Below are 15,409 nucleotides of genomic sequence, written 5' to 3' on the forward strand. Positions count from 1 at the left end.
TCCTCCTCGTTGTCGTGCGGGGAAACGTCGTGCGGCGAAAAGCTCAACGCCGCCCGGTGGTCGAGCGGACCACCAGGGAGGGGTGCAACAGGTGCCGCACCGGCGTCGTGCGCTCGCCGCGCACGCGCTCCAGCAAGGCTTCGAAGGCCAGCCGGCCCATCTCGGTACGCGGCTGGTCCACAGTGGTCAGTGAGACGTGCCGCAGCGAAGCCAGCGACGTGTTGTCGTAGCCGACCACGGACACGTCACCAGGCACGCGAAACCCGTTGTCCTCCAACGCGGAGATCGCGCCGACGGCGTTGAAGTCGTTGCCCGCCACCAACCCGGTGGGCAGGTCGGCCCCGTCGTACGTGCTCAGCAGTTCCAGCACGGCCTTCTCTCCCGCCGTATCGGTGTGCTCGCTGCGCACCACGATCGGTTCGAGCCCGTGCGCCGTCATCGCCCGCCGGAACCCCCGCCGACGCGCGGCGGCACCGGCCGCTCCCCCGCCGTCGAGGTGCGCGATCCGGCGATGACCCAGGCCCACGAGGTGCTCGACGGCCAGCGCCGAGCCCGCCTCACCGTCGTCGTTCACCGTGTCTACCCCGGCCGCGCGCGAAGTCCGCGACACGAGCACCACGGGACATTGGCGGGCCGCGGCGTCAATCTCCGACGCGGGCACCACCGGCGACAGCAGGATCAACCCCGCCGGCCGAAAGGACAACAGGCTGCGCAACGCGGCACTCTCCCGCGAAGGCACGCGCCCACCGGTGTTGAGGATGAGGTCGAACCCGGCCGCCTGCGCCGCCGCGTCGAGACCCTCGACCACGTCGGCGAAAAACGCGTTGCGCAGGTCGTTCACCATCACGCCGAGCACGGTCGACGTGCGGCTGGCGAGCGAGCGCGCCATCACGTGCGGCGAATAGCCCAGCTCATCAGCCGCCTTCAGCACAGCTTCGCGGCGCAGCGCCGAAACATTGGGCGCACCGCGCATCACGAGGGACACGAGCGCGCGGGAAACGCCCGCCCGCGCGGCGACGTCCTCCATGGTGGGCTTCACGATTCGCTTGCCTCTCCGCCGGAACCGGCCGGAAACGGGCCCTTGACTCGGGTGTGGCCGACGCTACAAGCTTGGAGCGCTCTAATCAATAGAGCGCTCCAACGCGCACCGAACGGGCCAACGCCAAGGGTCACCGCACGGAGAGGGTTCCCATGACCGCCACCATCCGCATCGCCGCCGCACCGATCTCCTGGGGGGTGTGCGAAGTGCCGGGCTGGGGCCGGGTCCTCGACGCGCCGACCGTGCTCGGGGAGATGGCGGAGCTCGGCATCACCGCGACCGAGCTGGGCCCGCCCGGATACCTGCCGCGCGAGCCGGCCGAGCTGAAGAAGCTCCTCGGCGGCCACGGCCTCAACCTCATCGGCGGCTTCCTCGCCGTCGTGCTGCACAAAAACCCCGAAGCCGCGCTGGCCAAAGCCGAGGACTCCGCCGCGCTCTTCGCCGCGTGCGGGGCCGAGGTGCTCGTGCTCGCAGCCGCGACCGGGCTCGACGGCTACGACGAACGGCCCGCCCTCACCGACGCCGAGTGGGCCACCCTGATCACCACCGCCGGCCGGATCCGCGACGTCGCGGCCGGCCATGGCCTCAAGACCGTGCTGCACCCCCACGTCGGCACCCACGCCGAGACCCGCGCCGAGGTCGAGCGGTTCCTCGCCGACTCCGACGTGGCGCTGTGCCTCGACACCGGTCATCTGCTGATCGGCGGCACCGATCCCGTCGAGCTGGCACGGAAGTACCCGGACCGGATCGGGCACCTGCACCTCAAGGACGTGCGCGGTGAGCTGGCCGAAGCCGTGCGCGCCGGCACGCTCGGCTACACCGAGGCCGTGGGCAATGGTCTGTACGTCCCGCTGGGTGAGGGTGACGTGGACATCGAAGCCATGGTTCGCTTCGTGCACGAAGCGGGCTACGACGGCTGGTACGTGCTGGAGCAGGACACGGCGCTCGACGAGCGCAGCCCCGTGGACCTGCCGAAGCGGGACGTGGCGACGAGCCTGGCCTGCCTCGGGGCGATCGTCGGCCGCCTGGCCGGCTGAGAAGACAACGAGGAACACGCAGCGAGGAGAGACGACGATGTCCCATCGCTTGAGGCGCGGGGTTTTGAGGTGCACGGTGCCGAAACCGCGCTCAAGGGCCGCCCGGGTCGTGGCGGGGCTGCTGGCCACCGGCATGCTGCTGTCGGCGTGCACCGGGCCCGCGGCCGAGCCGAAGGCCACAGCCCCCGCCGCGGCCCCGGTCGAGTCCGGGCCGCTCAAGGTCGCCGTGATCACCCACGGCACCGCGGGCGACGCGTTCTGGAACGTGGTCAAGAACGGCGCCGAGCAGGCGGGCAAGGATCTGGGGGTGCAGGTCGAGTACGCCTCCGATGGTGACCCGGGAGCGCAGGCCAAGCTGATCGACAACGCCGTCGCCCAGCAGATCGGGGGCCTGGTCGTCTCGATGGCCAACCCCGAAGCCCTGCAGCCCTCGATCGAGGCGGCGGTGCGGGCCGGCATCCCGGTCATCACCATCAACTCCGGTGAGGACAAGAGCGCGGCTTACGGCGCGCTCACCCACGTGGGCCAGAACGAGTCCATCGCGGGCCAGGAAGCCGGCAAGAAGTTCAAGGACCTCGGCAAGAAGAAGCTGCTCTGCGTGATCCACGAAGCCGGCAACATCGGCCAGGCGCAACGGTGTGACGGCGCCAAGGCCGGCTTCGGCGGCGACGTGCAGACGCTGCAGGTGGACATCTCCAACCCCACCGACGCCGAGTCGCGCATCCGCGGCGCCGTGCAGACCGACCCGTCGATCGACGCCGTGCTGACCCTGAACTCGCAGGTCGCCGCCCGGGCCGTGAGCGCGATCAAGTCGGTGGGCTCGAAGGCGCAGGTCGGCACGTTCGACCTGAACTCCGACGTGGTGGCCGCCATCAAGTCGGGCGACGTGCTCTTCGCCGTCGACCAGCAGCAGTACGAGCAGGGCTACCTGCCGGTCATGTTCCTCAAGCTCTACCGCGACAACGCGAACATCGTCGGCGGCGGCAAGCCGGTGCTCACCGGCCCCGACCTGGTCGACAAATCCACTGTGGACAAGGTCGGCCAGTACGTGCAAAGGGGCACCCGATGACCACCACCACGCTCGACGAACGCCTCGTGAAACCGACGCTCATGGACCGGCTGGTGGTCCGGCCGGAGATCGGCGCTCTGCTCGGTGCCGCTGTTGTGTTCCTGTTCTTCAGCCTGGTCACCGAGAAGTTCTTCAGCGCCAGCGGTGCGGCCACCTGGCTCGACGACGCGGCGACGCTCGGCATCATGGCCGTGGCCGTCTCCCTGCTGATGATCGGCGGCGAGTTCGACCTGTCGGCCGGCGTGATGACGGCGTCGACTTCACTGGTCACGGCCATCCTCGCGACGCAGGCGGGCTGGAACGTCTGGCTCGCACTGCTCGTGTCGCTGGTGTTCGCGCTGCTCGTCGGTGCGTTCAACGGCTGGCTCGTGATGAAAACGGGCCTGCCGAGCTTCATCGTCACCCTCGGCACGTTCCTGGCGCTGCAGGGCCTCAACCTCGGCGTGACGCGGCTGGTCACCGGCACCGTGCAGGTCTCGGGCATGCGCTCGACCGACGGCTACGCCTCGGCCGGGTTCGTGTTCGCCTCCACGGTGGACATCGGGGGCACGCCGTTCCAGATCTCCATCGTGTGGTGGATCGGGGTGACGGCGGTGGCCGCGTGGCTGCTGTCGCGCACGCGGTTCGGCAACTGGATCTTCGCCGTCGGCGGCTCGGCGGCCAGCTCGCGCGCGGTCGGCGTACCGGTGGTGCGCACGAAGATCCTGCTGTTCATGGGTACGGCGCTCGCGGCGTGGCTCGTCGGCTCGATCAACATCCTGCGGTTCGCCAGCGTGCAGGCCAACCAGGGCATCGGGCTGGAGTTCCAGTACATCATCGCCGCGGTGATCGGCGGCTGCCTGCTCACCGGCGGGTACGGCTCGGCCGTGGGCGCGGCGATCGGCGCCCTGATCTTCGGCATGGCGCGCCAGGGCATCGTGTTCGCCGGGTGGGACAGCGACTGGTTCATGCTGTTCCTCGGGATCATGCTGCTGGCCGCGGTCCTGGTCAACAACGCCTTCCGGCGACGCGCGGAAAGGGTCCGGCGATGAACGCTCCCCTGATCGAAGTCAAGGACGTCGGCAAGATGTACGGCAGCGTCGTGGCGCTGCGTGATGTGTCCACAGTGGTCAACGCGGGCGAGGTCACCTGCGTGCTCGGCGACAACGGCGCCGGCAAGTCCACGCTCATCAAGATCCTCGCGGGCGTGCACCAGCACGACCGCGGCGAGTTCCTGGTCGAGGGCGAGCCCGTGCAGTTCACCTCGCCGCGCGAGGCGCTCGATCTCGGCATCGCCACGGTGTACCAGGACCTCGCCGTGGTGCCGCTGATGAGTGTCTGGCGCAACTTCTTCCTCGGCTCCGAGCCGACGGTCGGGGTCGGGCCGTTCCGGATGCTCAACCGGAAGAAGGGCCGCGAGACCACCAAACAGGCGCTGGCCGACATGGGCATCGACCTGCGAGACGTCGAGCAGCCCGTGGGCACGCTGTCCGGTGGCGAACGCCAGTGCGTGGCCATCGCGCGGGCCGTGCACTTCGGCGCGAAGGTGCTGATCCTCGACGAGCCCACCGCGGCCCTCGGTGTGAAGCAGGCCGGCGTGGTGCTCAAGTACGTGGCGCAGGCGCGCGACCGCGGCCTCGGCGTTGTGCTGATCACGCACAACCCGCACCACGCCTACCCGGTGGCCGACCGGTTCCTGCTGCTCAAGCGGGGTGCCGCACTCGGCTCGTACGAGAAGTCCGAGATCGGCATCTCGGAGCTCACGCGGCAGATGGCGGGCGGTGCCGAACTGGAGGCCCTGGAACACGAGCTGCGCGCGGTGGAGACGTGAACCTCGAGGCGCTGACCGTCGGCCGGGTCGGGGTGGACCTCTACCCCGAGCAGAGCGGCGTGCCGCTGGCCGAGGTCACCACGTTCGCCAAGTCGCTCGGCGGCACCGCGACCAACGTCGCGGTCGCCGCCGCGCGGCTCGGCCGCCGCACCGCCGTGCTCACGAAGGTGGGGCCCGACGGGTTCGGCGACTACGTGCGCAAGGCGCTCACGCGCTTCGGCGTCGCACCGGACCACGTCGGCACCTCGCCGGAGCTGCAGACGCCGGTGGTGTTCTGCGAGCTGAACCCGCCGGCCGACCCACCGCTGCTGTTCTACCGCTCCCCCATCGCGCCCGATCTCACGTTGGCCGACGCCGACGTGCCGTGGGACGTCGTCCGCGAGGTCCCGCTGCTGTGGGTCACGGGCACGGGCGTCTCCACGGAGCCGGCGCGCACGACGCAGCGCAAGATCCTCGAGGCGCGCGGCCGGCGGCAGCACACCGTGGTCGACCTCGACTACCGGCCGATGTTCTGGCCGGACGTCGAGACCGCGCGCAAGGAGATCGGCTGGATGCTCGACCACGTGACGGTGGCCGTCGGCAACCGCGCGGAAGTCGAGGTGGCCGTGGGCACGGCGGACCCGGAGGAGGCCGCGGACCAGATGCTCGCCCGTGGCGTGCGGCTCGCGGTGATCAAGAAGGGCGCGGAAGGCGTGCTCGTCGCGACCCCCGAAGGCCGGGCGACGGTGAAGCCGCAGCGCGTCGAGGTGGTGTGCGGCCTCGGCGCGGGCGACGGCTTCGGCGGTGCCCTCGTGCACGGGCTGCTGTCGGGCTGGGAGCCGGTGCGCCTCGCGGAGTACGCGAACGCGGCCGGCGCGCTGGTCGCGTCGCGGCTCGCGTGCGCCGACGCGATGCCGACGGCCACCGAAATCGAGGAGCTGCTGTGACGCCGTTGCTGACCGACGAACGCTGGAGCGAGCTGCTGCGCGTGCGGGCCACCGACCCGGGCGCGGTGCGGCGGGCGTACGCGTCGCGGCGGCGGCGCGAGAACCTGTTGTCGGACAAGGGAACCTTGTTCCTCGTCGCCGCCGACCACCCGGCCCGCGGCGCGCTGGGCGTGGGCGGCGACCCACTCGCCATGGCCGACCGCCGGTCGCTGCTCGAACGGCTGCTGGTGGCGCTGGCCAACCCGGCCGTCGACGGGCTGCTCGCCACCCCCGACGTCGTCGAGGAGCTGCTGCTGCTCGACGCGCTGCACGACAAGGTCGTGATCGGCTCGATGAACCGCGGTGGCCTGGCCGGCGCCGACTGGGAGATCGACGACCGCTTCACCGGCTACCACGCCGCGTCGCTCGTCGACTCCCGGCTCGACGGAGGCAAGATGCTACTGCGGCTCGTCGACGACGACCCCGGCACGGTCCCGACCCTGCAAGCCTGCGCCGACGCCGTCACAGAGCTCGCTTCCTACGGCCTCGTAGCCATGGTCGAGCCCCTGCCCTACGCCCGTGCCGAAGGTCAGCTGGTGCTGCAGAAGGACGCCGCGGCGCTGGCCCGGGCCGTCACGGTGGCCTCGGGCATCGGCGTGACGTCGGCGCACACCTGGCTCAAGCTGCCGTCGACCGACGACACCGCCGTGCTCGGCGCCACGACGCTGCCGGTGGTGATCCTGGGCGGGGTGCCGTCCGGCGACCCCGTCGCCGACTTGGCGTCGTGGGGCCGCACGCTGCGGCACGACGTGGTGCGCGGGCTCGTCGTGGGCCGTACCCTGCTCTACCCGCCCGACGGCGACGTCGGGTCCGCCGTGGCAGCTGCCGCGAACATCCTGGAGGCCGCGAAGTGAGCGCATTGCACCGTCCACACGGGACACTGGCCGACGACTCCGACCCGATTCTGCTGACGCCCGAAGGAGCCGGCTGGTCGCACACCGGCCTGCGGGTCCTCAAGGTCGGCCGCCGGCTGCCCCGGATGATCGAGACGGGCGAGTTCGAGGCGTTCGTGCTGCCGCTGTCCGGCTCGCTCACTGTGCGCGTGGACGACGAGGAGTTCGAGCTCGAAGGCCGCGATTCGGTGTTCTCGCGCGTCACGGACTTCGTCTACGTGCCGCGCGACGCCGAGGTCGAGCTGACCTCACCCACCGGCGCCGAGGTCGCGCTGCCGATGGCCCGCTGCGAGCGCCGGCTGGACCCGATGTACGGCCCGGCCGAGGACGTGCCCGTGGAGGTGCGCGGGTCGAGCCAGGCGAGCAGGCAGGTCACCAACTTCGGTGTGCCCGGCGTCTGGGACCACGCGGACAAGCTCAACGCGTGCGAGCTGATCACCCCGGACGGCAACTGGTCCTCCTACCCGCCGCACAAGCACGACGAGGCCAGCGAGTGCGAGGTCGTGAACGAGGAGATCTACTACTTCCGCATCGCCGGGCGCGACGGGATCACGCCGTCCCGTGAGGGCTTCGGCCTGCACCGCACCTACACGGCCGACGGTTCGCTCGACGAAGACGTGGCGGTGCGCGACGGAGACGTCTTCCTCATCCCGCGCGGCTACCACGGCCCGTGCGTCGCCGCACCGGGTTACCCGATGTACTACCTGAACGTGCTGGCCGGGCCCGCCGAGGAGCGTTCGATGGCGTTCTGCGACGACCCCGCGCACGGCTGGGTCCGCGACACCTGGGCCACGCAGCAGCAGGACCCTCGGTGTCCCGTCACCGATTACGAAGGGCGAATCCGGCGATGAAGCTGACGACGGCGCAGGCGTTGGTGCGCTGGCTGCTCGCACAGCGGTCCGAGACGCTCGACGGGCGCGAGGTGCCGCTGTTTCCAGGCGTCTTCGCGATCTTCGGACACGGCAACGTCCTCGGCCTCGGCACCGCGCTCGAAGAGCACCGTGACGAGATCCCCGTCTGGCGCGGGCACACCGAGCAGGGCATGGCGCTCGCGGCGATCGGCTACGCGAAGGCGACGCAACGGCGGCAGGTCGGCGTGGTGACGTCGTCGATCGGGCCGGGCGCGCTCAACATGGTGACGGCCGCGGGGGTCGCGCACGCCAACCGGCTGCCGGTGCTGCTGCTGCCAGGCGACACGTTCGTCAGCCGCGCGCCCGACCCGGTGCTGCAGCAGATCGAGCCCTTCCACGACGGCACGGCGACGGTGAACGACGCCTTCCGCGCCGTGAGCCGCTACTTCGACCGGATTACGCGTCCGGAGCAGCTCCTCGCGACGTTGCCGCAGGTCGCGCGCGTGCTCACCGACCCGGCCGACTGCGGGCCGGTGACGCTGGCGCTGCCGCAGGACGTGCAGGCCGAGACGTTCGACTTCCCGCCATCGCTGTTCGAGCCCGTGACGCACCGGCTGCCGCGCCCGCGCCCGGACCGGCGCGCGGCCACCGAGGCGGCCGGCGTGCTGCGCGCGGCCCGGCGCCCGCTGCTGGTGCTGGGTGGCGGCGTGCGCTACTCGGGTGCGGGCCGCCGTGCGCTGGACTTCGCCGAGCGCCACGGGATTCCCGTCACGGAGACCACGGCGGGGCGGACGCTGGTGCCGCACGCGCATCCGCTGTACGCGGGGCCGCTGGGCGTCACCGGGTCGTCTTCGGCGAACGCCGTGGCCGCGACCGCCGACGTGGTGTTCGCCGTCGGCACCCGGCTGCAGGACTTCACCACCGCGTCGTGGACCGTGTTCTCGCCGGACATGCGGCTGGTCACGCTCAACGCGGCCGCGTTCGACGCGGTGAAGCACGGCGCGCTGGCCGTCGTGGGCGACGCCTACGCCGGGCTCGACGATCTGGCCGCACAGCTGGAAAGCTGGCGCGTCGATCCACAGTGGACTGCCCAGGCCGCCGAGGAACGCGTCAAGTGGGACGCGCACATCGGCTCCTTGCGTTCCGCTGCCTCGGAGATCCCCAGCTACGCGCAGGTCGTCGGCGTGGTCAACGACCTGTCCGAGCCGCGCGACTACGTGATGACCGCCTCAGGCGGGCTGCCCGGTGAGCTGATCGGCGGCTGGCGCGGGTCCGGCGAGGTGAGCATGGACGTGGAGTACGGCTTCTCGTGCATGGGTTACGAGCTCTCCGGCGCGTGGGGCGCCGCGATGGCCCACGACAGCGGCCTCGTGACGACCCTGCTGGGCGACGGCTCGTACCTGATGCTCAACTCCGACCTGTTCTCCGCCGCCTTCGCGGGCCACCCGCTCGTCGCCGTGGTCTGCGACAACGACGGGTACGCCGTGATCGCGCGCCTGCAACAGGGCCAGGGCGGCAAGCCGTTCAACAACTTCTACGCCGACTGCCGCACCTCCCACACCGAGCCGCCGCGCGTGGACTTCGCGCGCCACGCGGAATCGCTGGGCTGCCTCGCTTTCAAGGCCACGTCCGTCGATGACCTCCGGGACGCGTACGCCAAGGCGCGCGTGGCCGCCGTCGCCGAGAGCCGGCCCGCGGTGGTCGTGGTGCGCACGCTGCCCGCGGCGTGGACGGAAGCCGGCGCGTGGTGGGAGGTCGGGGTGCCCGAGCACCTCGCGGGCCGCCCGGACTTCGACGCCGCGAAGCCCGGGCAGGTCCGCTACCTGAGCCGCTAGGCCCAGAGCTTCGCCAGCGCATCGACGTCGAGCACGGTGGCGAACTTCGGGAAGATCCGGCCGGTGAGGAACTCGTGGGTGCCGGGCTCCGGGTCGGCGCTGGCGTCGTCGAGCACGAGGATCCGGTAGTCGCGGTCCATCGCCTCGCGCACGGTACTGAGCACCACGCCGCTGGTGCTGATGCCGGCCAGCACGAGGGTGTCGACGTCGCGCTCGCGCAGCTGGGTGTCGAGGTCGGTGGTGGTGAACGCGCCGACGCGGACCTTGCGCACCGAGACGTCCTGCGGCTGCGGGCTGAGCCGCTCGTCGATCTGGGTGGCCGGGGCGTCGGCGTGCATCACCGCGCGGCTTTCGGGCGCCACCATGCGCGCGAACACGCTGGTGGACGGGATGGCGTCGAACTCGGCGTCGTCGAAGCCGACGCGGACCCAGCCGACGTGCCCGCCGTGGGCGCGGACGTCGGAGATCGCGGTGCCGACGCGATCGACCAGCGCCTGGTCGTCGGCGACGCGGCTCACGATGCCGGCCTGGTAGTCCATGACGAGCAGGGCGGTGCGGGCCGGGTCGAGCTGTTCGGTCATTTCCGGGTGCCTTTCGGAGAGGGTGGATCGCGCCGACGTCCGGTCCAGGACGTTGACGAGTAGGAAGACGACGCTCGCGATCACGAGGAACCACGCCAGGTGATGGAGGCCGCCGGTGTCGGCTCGTTGGCCGTAGAAGCCGCCTTGGGCTGCGGAGGAGACGATGGCGCCGAGATAGCCGAAGGTGCGCAGCAGGCCCGCGGACGCGCCCACGTCGTCGGGGTTCGCCTGCCGGTACACCGCGTTCTGGAGCGCGAGGCTGTTGAGCCCCTGCGGGATACCGAAGATCAGCACGATCCCGACGATCGTCCACAACGGACTGGCCGGCACCATGGTGAGCAGCAGCACACACGCGACGAGCTGCGCGACCGCGGCGACGAACAGCTTGCCGCGCAAGCCTTGCCGGCGTCCGGTGATCGCCGAGACGACGATGCCGGCGGCGAACATCGGCAGCGTGACCAGGCCCGCGGTGCTCGCCGACAGGCCACGGCCGTCCTCGAGCCACTGGGTGAAGCCGTAGATGAAGCTGTAGGACACGACGTACGCGAGCAGGGCGCGGCCGTACGTGAGCAGCAGCGGGACGTTGCCGCCGAGCACTCGCAGGTCGATGAAGGGGCGGGGGTGGCGCAACTCGTGCACTGTGAAGGCCGCCGCGGCGAGCACGGTGATCACGAGCAGGTACCACGAGCTGGCGTGCGGGTTCATCAGGAACAGCAGCAGCGCGACCAGCGTCGTCGCGAACAAGGCCATGCCGGGAAAGTCGAGGTTCAGCTTGCCCGGGGCGCGTTCGTCGTGCGGGAAGCGCAGCCAACCGAGCACGAACGCCACTACCGCGATGGGGATGTTGACCGCCAGCGTGGTGCGCCAGCCGCCTAGGCCGATCAGCAGCCCGCCCAGCGGCGGGCCGATCACGGCGATGGTCTGCGTCGCGATCGCCAGGATGGTGAGCACGCCGGCGGGGCTGTCCTTGCCCGTGCGGCGGCCCTCGTCGCGGATCAGCCGCATCGCCGCGGGGTAACCGGCGCAGGTGCCGAAGCCGAGGATCACGCGGGCGACGATCAGCACCGCCAGGTTCGGGGCCAGCGCGCCGATCACGCCCGCGACCCCGACCAGCGCCGCCGCGGGGAGGAACAGCCGGCGCGGACCGTAGATGTCGATCAGGCGCCCGACCACGGGCTGGCCGACCGCCGTCGCGAGGTAAAGCGCGGAGATCAGCCACGCCGTCTGCGAGGGTGGCGCGCCGAACGCGACGCCGATCGGCACCAGCGCGACCGAGACGATCGTGGAGTTGATCGGGTTCAGGATCGCGCCGGAGACGAGCGGCGCGATGAGCTTGCGGTTGAACCCGTCGCTCGCGCCGAACCGCTCGCGCGGCTTCACGGGCGCGCTCATTCTTCGACCACGCGCTCCAGCAAGGTCAGTGCCTGGTCCAGGACCTGGCGCTCGGCCTCGGTGAAGCGCTGCTCGAACGCGTTGGCCAGCCACTCTTCCCGGCTGGCGCGGGCACCTTGGGCGACGGCTCGCCCCTCGTCGGTCAGGAAGAGCAGCTGGCGTCGCGCGTCGTCGGCGTCGGCCTCGCGCCGGATCAGGCCCTGCTCGTGCAGCGCCGCGACCGTCTTGGCCATCGACTGCGGCCGGACCCGCTCCGCACCCGCCAACTGGCTGGCCGACGACGGTTCGGAAATCGCCAGCCGCGCCAGCGCCGACGCCTGCGGCGCACTCAGTCCACGCACGGACGACGCGTCCTGCATCCGCCGCCGCAACCGGCCGACGAGGATCCGCAGCCGCTGGGCCACGACGTCGGGAGAGCTCTGTTCGTTCACAATAGACAGCCTATACTGATCAGCCTTGGCTGTCTATTTTTTTGATCTACGCCACGTGCTCGTCGAGCCAGGGACGCAGGATCGGGAGCACGACCTTGGCCTGCATGGCGCTCATGTGGTCGAGACCTTCGAGGAGCTCGACCGTCCACCCGTCCTCTTCGAGGGCAGCGCGGTTCGCGACGAGGGGACCCGCGATGTCGACCGTGACGCCACCCCAGCGTTCGCCGTAGGCGATGCGGTCTTCGGTGCCCGCGAAGCACAGGCGGGGACACGTCAGGTGGACGGCGTGGTCGTCGAAGCCTTGCAGTGCCTCGTAAAGCGTGACGAACTGGCGGGTCTGCGCCGTGGACATCGTGAAGTCGACGGAGTCCCAATCGCCCGGTGTCGCGTCGCCGCCTTCGGTGCGGGGCATCGCGTGCGTCGCCCGGGTGACGGCGAGCATCGCGTCGTACGGGCCGTCGAGGGGCGGGTAGCCGCCCATCACCAGGGCGGTGAGGCGGTCGGTGCGCAGGGCGAGCTGAAGTCCGGCGAGGGCGAGCCAGGAGTAGCCGTAGCAGGCGAAGCTTTCGGCGTTCACGGCCGACGCGATCGCCAGCAGGTCGGCCGAGATTTCCTCCGGTGTAAGGGTTTCCGGGCGCGGATGCGCGAGGGTGTGGCCCTCGTAGTCGAAGGCGATCACGCGGAAGCCCGCGAGACCGTCGATGAGCGAGCGGCCCAGCGCGGGGTCGCCGCCCCACCGGCGTACGGACTCGGCCCGCTCACCTTCCAACGGACGCGGGTTCACAGGCAACAGCAACGCAGGTCCGTCGCCGTGCACCTCGACATCGATCGTGGTTCCGCCGGGCAGCGTGACCATGCCGGCCCCCATCTCTTTACGTTGTAAGCGATTGGAGCCGACGAAACTTTACGCCGTATGGAGTTGTCGAGCTCAGAGGCCGAGGTACCGGCGGATCTCCTGCACGGCGGCGCGCCCGGCGCGGTTGGCGCCGACGGTGCTGGCCGAGGGCCCGTAGCCCACGAGGTGCAGGCGCGGTTCGGCGACCACGCGCGTGCCGTCCAGGCGGATGCCGCCGCCGGGCGCGCGCAGGTGCAGGGGCGCGAGGTGGTCGATCGAGGCGCGGAAGCCGGTGGCCCAGAGGATCAGGTCCGCGGGTTCGAAGGTGCCATCGGCCCAGACGACGCCTTCGGGCACGAGGTGGTCGAACATTGGCTTGCGATCGAGGTACCCGGCGGCCTCCGCGGCCCGCACCTCGGGCGTCACGGCGAGGTCGGTGACGCTCACGACGCTCTGCGGCGGCAGCCCTTCCCGCACTCGCCGCTCCACCTTCGCGACGGCCTGGCGGCCCCAGTCTTCGCTGAAGTCCTGGTCGTGCCAAATCGGCGGACGGCGGGTGACCCAGGTCGTCGACCTCGCGACGGGCCCGATCTCCATCAGCAGCTGCACAGCCGAAGTACCGCCGCCGACCACGACCACGCGGCGGCCGCGAAACTCCTCGGCGCCGGTGTAGTCGGCGGTGTGCAGCTGGCGGCCGGCGAACGTCTCCTGCCCCGGGTAGTGCGGCCAGAACGGGCGGTCCCACGTGCCCGTCGCGCTCACCACGGCGCGCGCGGCCCACGTCTCGGCGGGGGTCTCGACCAGCAGGCGGTCGCCGGTTTTGCGCACGGCCGTGACGTCGACCGGGCGGTGCACCGGTAGGTCGAAGGTCTTCTCGAAGCGGCCGAAGTACTCGGACACGACCTCGCTGGCGGGCTTGGTCGTGTCGGGCGTGCCGAAGGCCATGCCGGGCAGGTCGTGGATGCCGTGGACCTTGCCGACGACCAGTGAAGGCCAGCGGTACTGCCACGCGCCGCCGGGCCGTTTGCCATGGTCGAGGACCACGAAGCCGCTCTCGTTGGCGAGGCCCGCGCGGCGCAGGTGGTACGCCGCCGACAGCCCCGCCTGCCCCGCCCCGATCACCACGACGTCGGTCTCGTGATCCGCACTCATACAACGTTCAACAACTCGGCATAGCGCGTATTTCGAGCGGTGACTCACAAGGCGACGCGGTTGCGCCCCGCGTCCTTGGCTCGGTAAAGGGCGGCGTCGGCCGAGCGCAGCACCTGGTCGAGCGTGTCACCCGCGTCGGGGTACCCGGCGACGCCGACGGACACCGACAGGCCGCTGACCTGCACGGTCCCGCCGACCACCACACTCAGCTCCCCCACCGCGACGCGCACGCGCTCGGCGATGGCGAGCACGGGCGTGCCGCCGGTGGCCGGCAGCAGCACCACGAACTCCTCGCCCCCGAAGCGCCCGACAGTGTCGCTCTGGCGCACGGCGTCCTCGATCGCCACGGCGACGGCGGCGAGGACCTCATCGCCGGCGAGGTGGCCGTAGGTGTCGTTGATGCGCTTGAAGTGGTCGAGGTCGATCATCAGGACGGCGAACTCACTGCCCGGGCCTCGCCTTCGGGCCCGGGTGAACTCGCGCGTGGCCAGGTCGTGCCACCCGGCGGTGTTGAGCAGTCCGGTCTTCTCGTCCGTGACGGCGGCGACCTGCAGTTGCTGCTTGAGCAGCAGGTAGCGGTGTAGCAGAAGCAGCGGCGCCACCACGAAGACGACGAGCACGGGCTGCGCCACGAGGGCGAGCGCGGCGAGGCCGCCGAGGCACAGCGTGGCGATCTCGAACGCGTTGTCCTCCCACGTGCCGACGAGGTCCGTGGCCTGGCGGCTGCCCGTGTAGAGGTAGATCCCGGCGGCGACCAGCGCCATGTTGACCACCTCGAACACGGCCGCCGCCGCGACGAGGGCGAGCATGCCGTGCCACGTGTTGAGGGTCGCGTCGTTGAGGTGGTCGATGGTGAGCACGGAGGACGCCGCGAAGCAGCTGAGCATCGCCCACGCCGTGCTGGCGAGGAACCGGTGCGCGGGCCGCGTGCGCACGCTGCGCCAGACCCTCAGCCACAGGTGCAGGTAGAGGACGAGCGCCAGCAACGCCACCCACGCGGGCGGCAACAGGAAGGCTCCCGCGAGGTACCAGACGGAGGTGACGTTGATGTGCGTCTGGCCGCTCATCCACCGCCGCAGCCGCTCGATCCTGCGCGACATCTCAGCCTGCGCGACGCCCAGCACGACCAGCGTCGCGAACCACCCGAGCTGGACTGTGCCCCCGAAGTCGGTCGCGAACCCGACCACCACGGCCGTCACCGCGGCGAGCTCACAAACCACGGCGTACGCGATCCACCTCCGCCGCGCCACCACCCACATCGCCCACCGCGACGGCAGGCCGCCCCACTCCCGCCACGCCGCCAGCGCACCCCGGACGCCCCGGGGACCCGCTCCCAGCATCGTGACGCCCCTTCGGCCGACGAGGTGGCCCAGAGTAGCCGGTCAACCCTCCGCCGTCGCCGGACCGGGGGAATTCTCGGACGTCCTCTGCCCTGCGGACATGGCGGGAGTAGAGCGGGTGGGCAAGGTCTGACTGAGGCCGGCCGTTTGGCCGGGCTGCGTCGGGCTGGATCCCGCTG

The 15,409-nt window shown here is 71.1% G+C and carries 14 protein-coding genes; 8 read left to right on the forward strand and 6 right to left on the reverse strand.

The features are described from left to right. Positions 1-43 precede the first annotated feature (43 nt). Entirely contained in the window at positions 44-1,042 is a 999-nt protein-coding gene (locus AB0383_RS33165; protein ID WP_364183180.1) for a LacI family DNA-binding transcriptional regulator, read from the reverse strand. A gap of 149 nt (positions 1,043-1,191) precedes the next feature. On the opposite strand from AB0383_RS33165, the gene AB0383_RS33170 reads away from it, so the two are divergent. From AB0383_RS33170 to iolD, 8 genes are all read left to right on the forward strand, one after another. Then, the gene (locus AB0383_RS33170) at positions 1,192-2,076 is read left to right on the forward strand and encodes a sugar phosphate isomerase/epimerase (RefSeq protein ID WP_366189398.1); all 885 of its coding nucleotides are present in this window, start codon (positions 1,192-1,194) and stop codon (positions 2,074-2,076) included. A gap of 133 nt (positions 2,077-2,209) precedes the next feature. Further along, positions 2,210-3,145 carry a substrate-binding domain-containing protein gene (locus AB0383_RS33175; RefSeq protein WP_364183181.1) on the forward strand — a complete coding sequence of 312 codons (936 nt, stop codon included), beginning with the start codon at positions 2,210-2,212 and terminating at the stop codon, positions 3,143-3,145. Then, positions 3,142-4,176, forward strand: a complete 1,035-nt coding sequence (locus AB0383_RS33180; RefSeq protein WP_364183012.1) for an ABC transporter permease — start codon at positions 3,142-3,144, stop codon at positions 4,174-4,176. Before AB0383_RS33175 ends, AB0383_RS33180 begins: the two co-directional genes overlap by 4 nt. Beyond that, complete coding sequence (locus AB0383_RS33185) at positions 4,173-4,955, forward strand: ATP-binding cassette domain-containing protein (RefSeq protein WP_364183015.1); 783 nt, start codon at positions 4,173-4,175, stop codon at positions 4,953-4,955. The genes AB0383_RS33180 and AB0383_RS33185 overlap by 4 nt, the downstream gene beginning before the upstream one ends. Next, on the forward strand, positions 4,952-5,881 hold the full coding sequence (gene iolC, locus AB0383_RS33190) for a 5-dehydro-2-deoxygluconokinase (protein ID WP_364183018.1): 930 nt from the start codon (positions 4,952-4,954) through the stop codon (positions 5,879-5,881). Before AB0383_RS33185 ends, iolC begins: the two co-directional genes overlap by 4 nt. After that, positions 5,878-6,774 carry an aldolase gene (locus AB0383_RS33195; protein WP_366189399.1) on the forward strand — a complete coding sequence of 299 codons (897 nt, stop codon included), beginning with the start codon at positions 5,878-5,880 and terminating at the stop codon, positions 6,772-6,774. Before iolC ends, AB0383_RS33195 begins: the two co-directional genes overlap by 4 nt. Further along, positions 6,771-7,664: a 5-deoxy-glucuronate isomerase gene (gene iolB, locus AB0383_RS33200; RefSeq protein WP_364183024.1), complete on the forward strand. Its 894-nt coding sequence runs from the start codon at positions 6,771-6,773 to the stop codon at positions 7,662-7,664. Before AB0383_RS33195 ends, iolB begins: the two co-directional genes overlap by 4 nt. After that, complete coding sequence (iolD, locus tag AB0383_RS33205; RefSeq protein WP_364183027.1) at positions 7,661-9,499, forward strand: 3D-(3,5/4)-trihydroxycyclohexane-1,2-dione acylhydrolase (decyclizing); 1,839 nt, start codon at positions 7,661-7,663, stop codon at positions 9,497-9,499. Before iolB ends, iolD begins: the two co-directional genes overlap by 4 nt. On the opposite strand, the gene AB0383_RS33210 is transcribed toward iolD, so the two are convergent. Genes AB0383_RS33210 through AB0383_RS33230 form a run of 5 tightly spaced genes read right to left on the reverse strand, consistent with a single transcriptional unit; the run spans position 9,496 to position 15,230 of the window. Then, positions 9,496-11,472: an MFS transporter gene (locus tag AB0383_RS33210; protein ID WP_366189400.1), complete on the reverse strand. Its 1,977-nt coding sequence runs from the start codon at positions 11,470-11,472 to the stop codon at positions 9,496-9,498. The two genes, iolD and AB0383_RS33210, sit on opposite strands and share 4 nt — an antisense overlap. Then, the gene (locus AB0383_RS33215) at positions 11,469-11,903 is read right to left on the reverse strand and encodes a MarR family transcriptional regulator (RefSeq protein ID WP_364183032.1); all 435 of its coding nucleotides are present in this window, start codon (positions 11,901-11,903) and stop codon (positions 11,469-11,471) included. The genes AB0383_RS33210 and AB0383_RS33215 overlap by 4 nt, the downstream gene beginning before the upstream one ends. Positions 11,904-11,949: 46 nt before the next feature. Beyond that, on the reverse strand, positions 11,950-12,771 hold the full coding sequence (locus tag AB0383_RS33220) for an alpha/beta hydrolase (RefSeq protein ID WP_366189401.1): 822 nt from the start codon (positions 12,769-12,771) through the stop codon (positions 11,950-11,952). 60 nt (positions 12,772-12,831) lie between these two features. Then, a complete protein-coding gene (locus tag AB0383_RS33225; protein WP_364183038.1) occupies positions 12,832-13,890 on the reverse strand; it encodes an NAD(P)-binding domain-containing protein in 1,059 nt (352 codons plus the stop codon). A 44-nt stretch (positions 13,891-13,934) separates the two neighbouring features. Continuing rightward, positions 13,935-15,230 carry a GGDEF domain-containing protein gene (locus AB0383_RS33230; RefSeq protein WP_366189402.1) on the reverse strand — a complete coding sequence of 432 codons (1,296 nt, stop codon included), beginning with the start codon at positions 15,228-15,230 and terminating at the stop codon, positions 13,935-13,937. Between the last annotated feature and the right edge of the window lie 179 nt (positions 15,231-15,409).

The sequence above is a fragment of the Amycolatopsis sp. NPDC051373 genome, from assembly GCF_040689465.1.
GTDB lineage: Bacteria > Actinomycetota > Actinomycetes > Mycobacteriales > Pseudonocardiaceae > Amycolatopsis.

What these genes read in the sequence shown, in the direction of transcription:
- AB0383_RS33170 (WP_366189398.1), top strand. Translation starts at nt 1,192, where the DNA reads ATGACCGCCACCATCCGCATCGCCGCCGCACCGATCTCCTGGGGGGTG.
- AB0383_RS33175 (WP_364183181.1), top strand. Translation starts at nt 2,210, where the DNA reads ATGCTGCTGTCGGCGTGCACCGGGCCCGCGGCCGAGCCGAAGGCCACA.
- AB0383_RS33180 (WP_364183012.1), top strand. Translation starts at nt 3,142, where the DNA reads ATGACCACCACCACGCTCGACGAACGCCTCGTGAAACCGACGCTCATG.
- AB0383_RS33185 (WP_364183015.1), top strand. Translation starts at nt 4,173, where the DNA reads ATGAACGCTCCCCTGATCGAAGTCAAGGACGTCGGCAAGATGTACGGC.
- iolD (WP_364183027.1), top strand. Translation starts at nt 7,661, where the DNA reads ATGAAGCTGACGACGGCGCAGGCGTTGGTGCGCTGGCTGCTCGCACAG.
- AB0383_RS33210 (WP_366189400.1), bottom strand. Translation starts at nt 11,472, where the DNA reads ATGAGCGCGCCCGTGAAGCCGCGCGAGCGGTTCGGCGCGAGCGACGGG.
- AB0383_RS33220 (WP_366189401.1), bottom strand. Translation starts at nt 12,771, where the DNA reads ATGGGGGCCGGCATGGTCACGCTGCCCGGCGGAACCACGATCGATGTC.
- AB0383_RS33225 (WP_364183038.1), bottom strand. Translation starts at nt 13,890, where the DNA reads ATGAGTGCGGATCACGAGACCGACGTCGTGGTGATCGGGGCGGGGCAG.
- AB0383_RS33230 (WP_366189402.1), bottom strand. Translation starts at nt 15,230, where the DNA reads ATGCTGGGAGCGGGTCCCCGGGGCGTCCGGGGTGCGCTGGCGGCGTGG.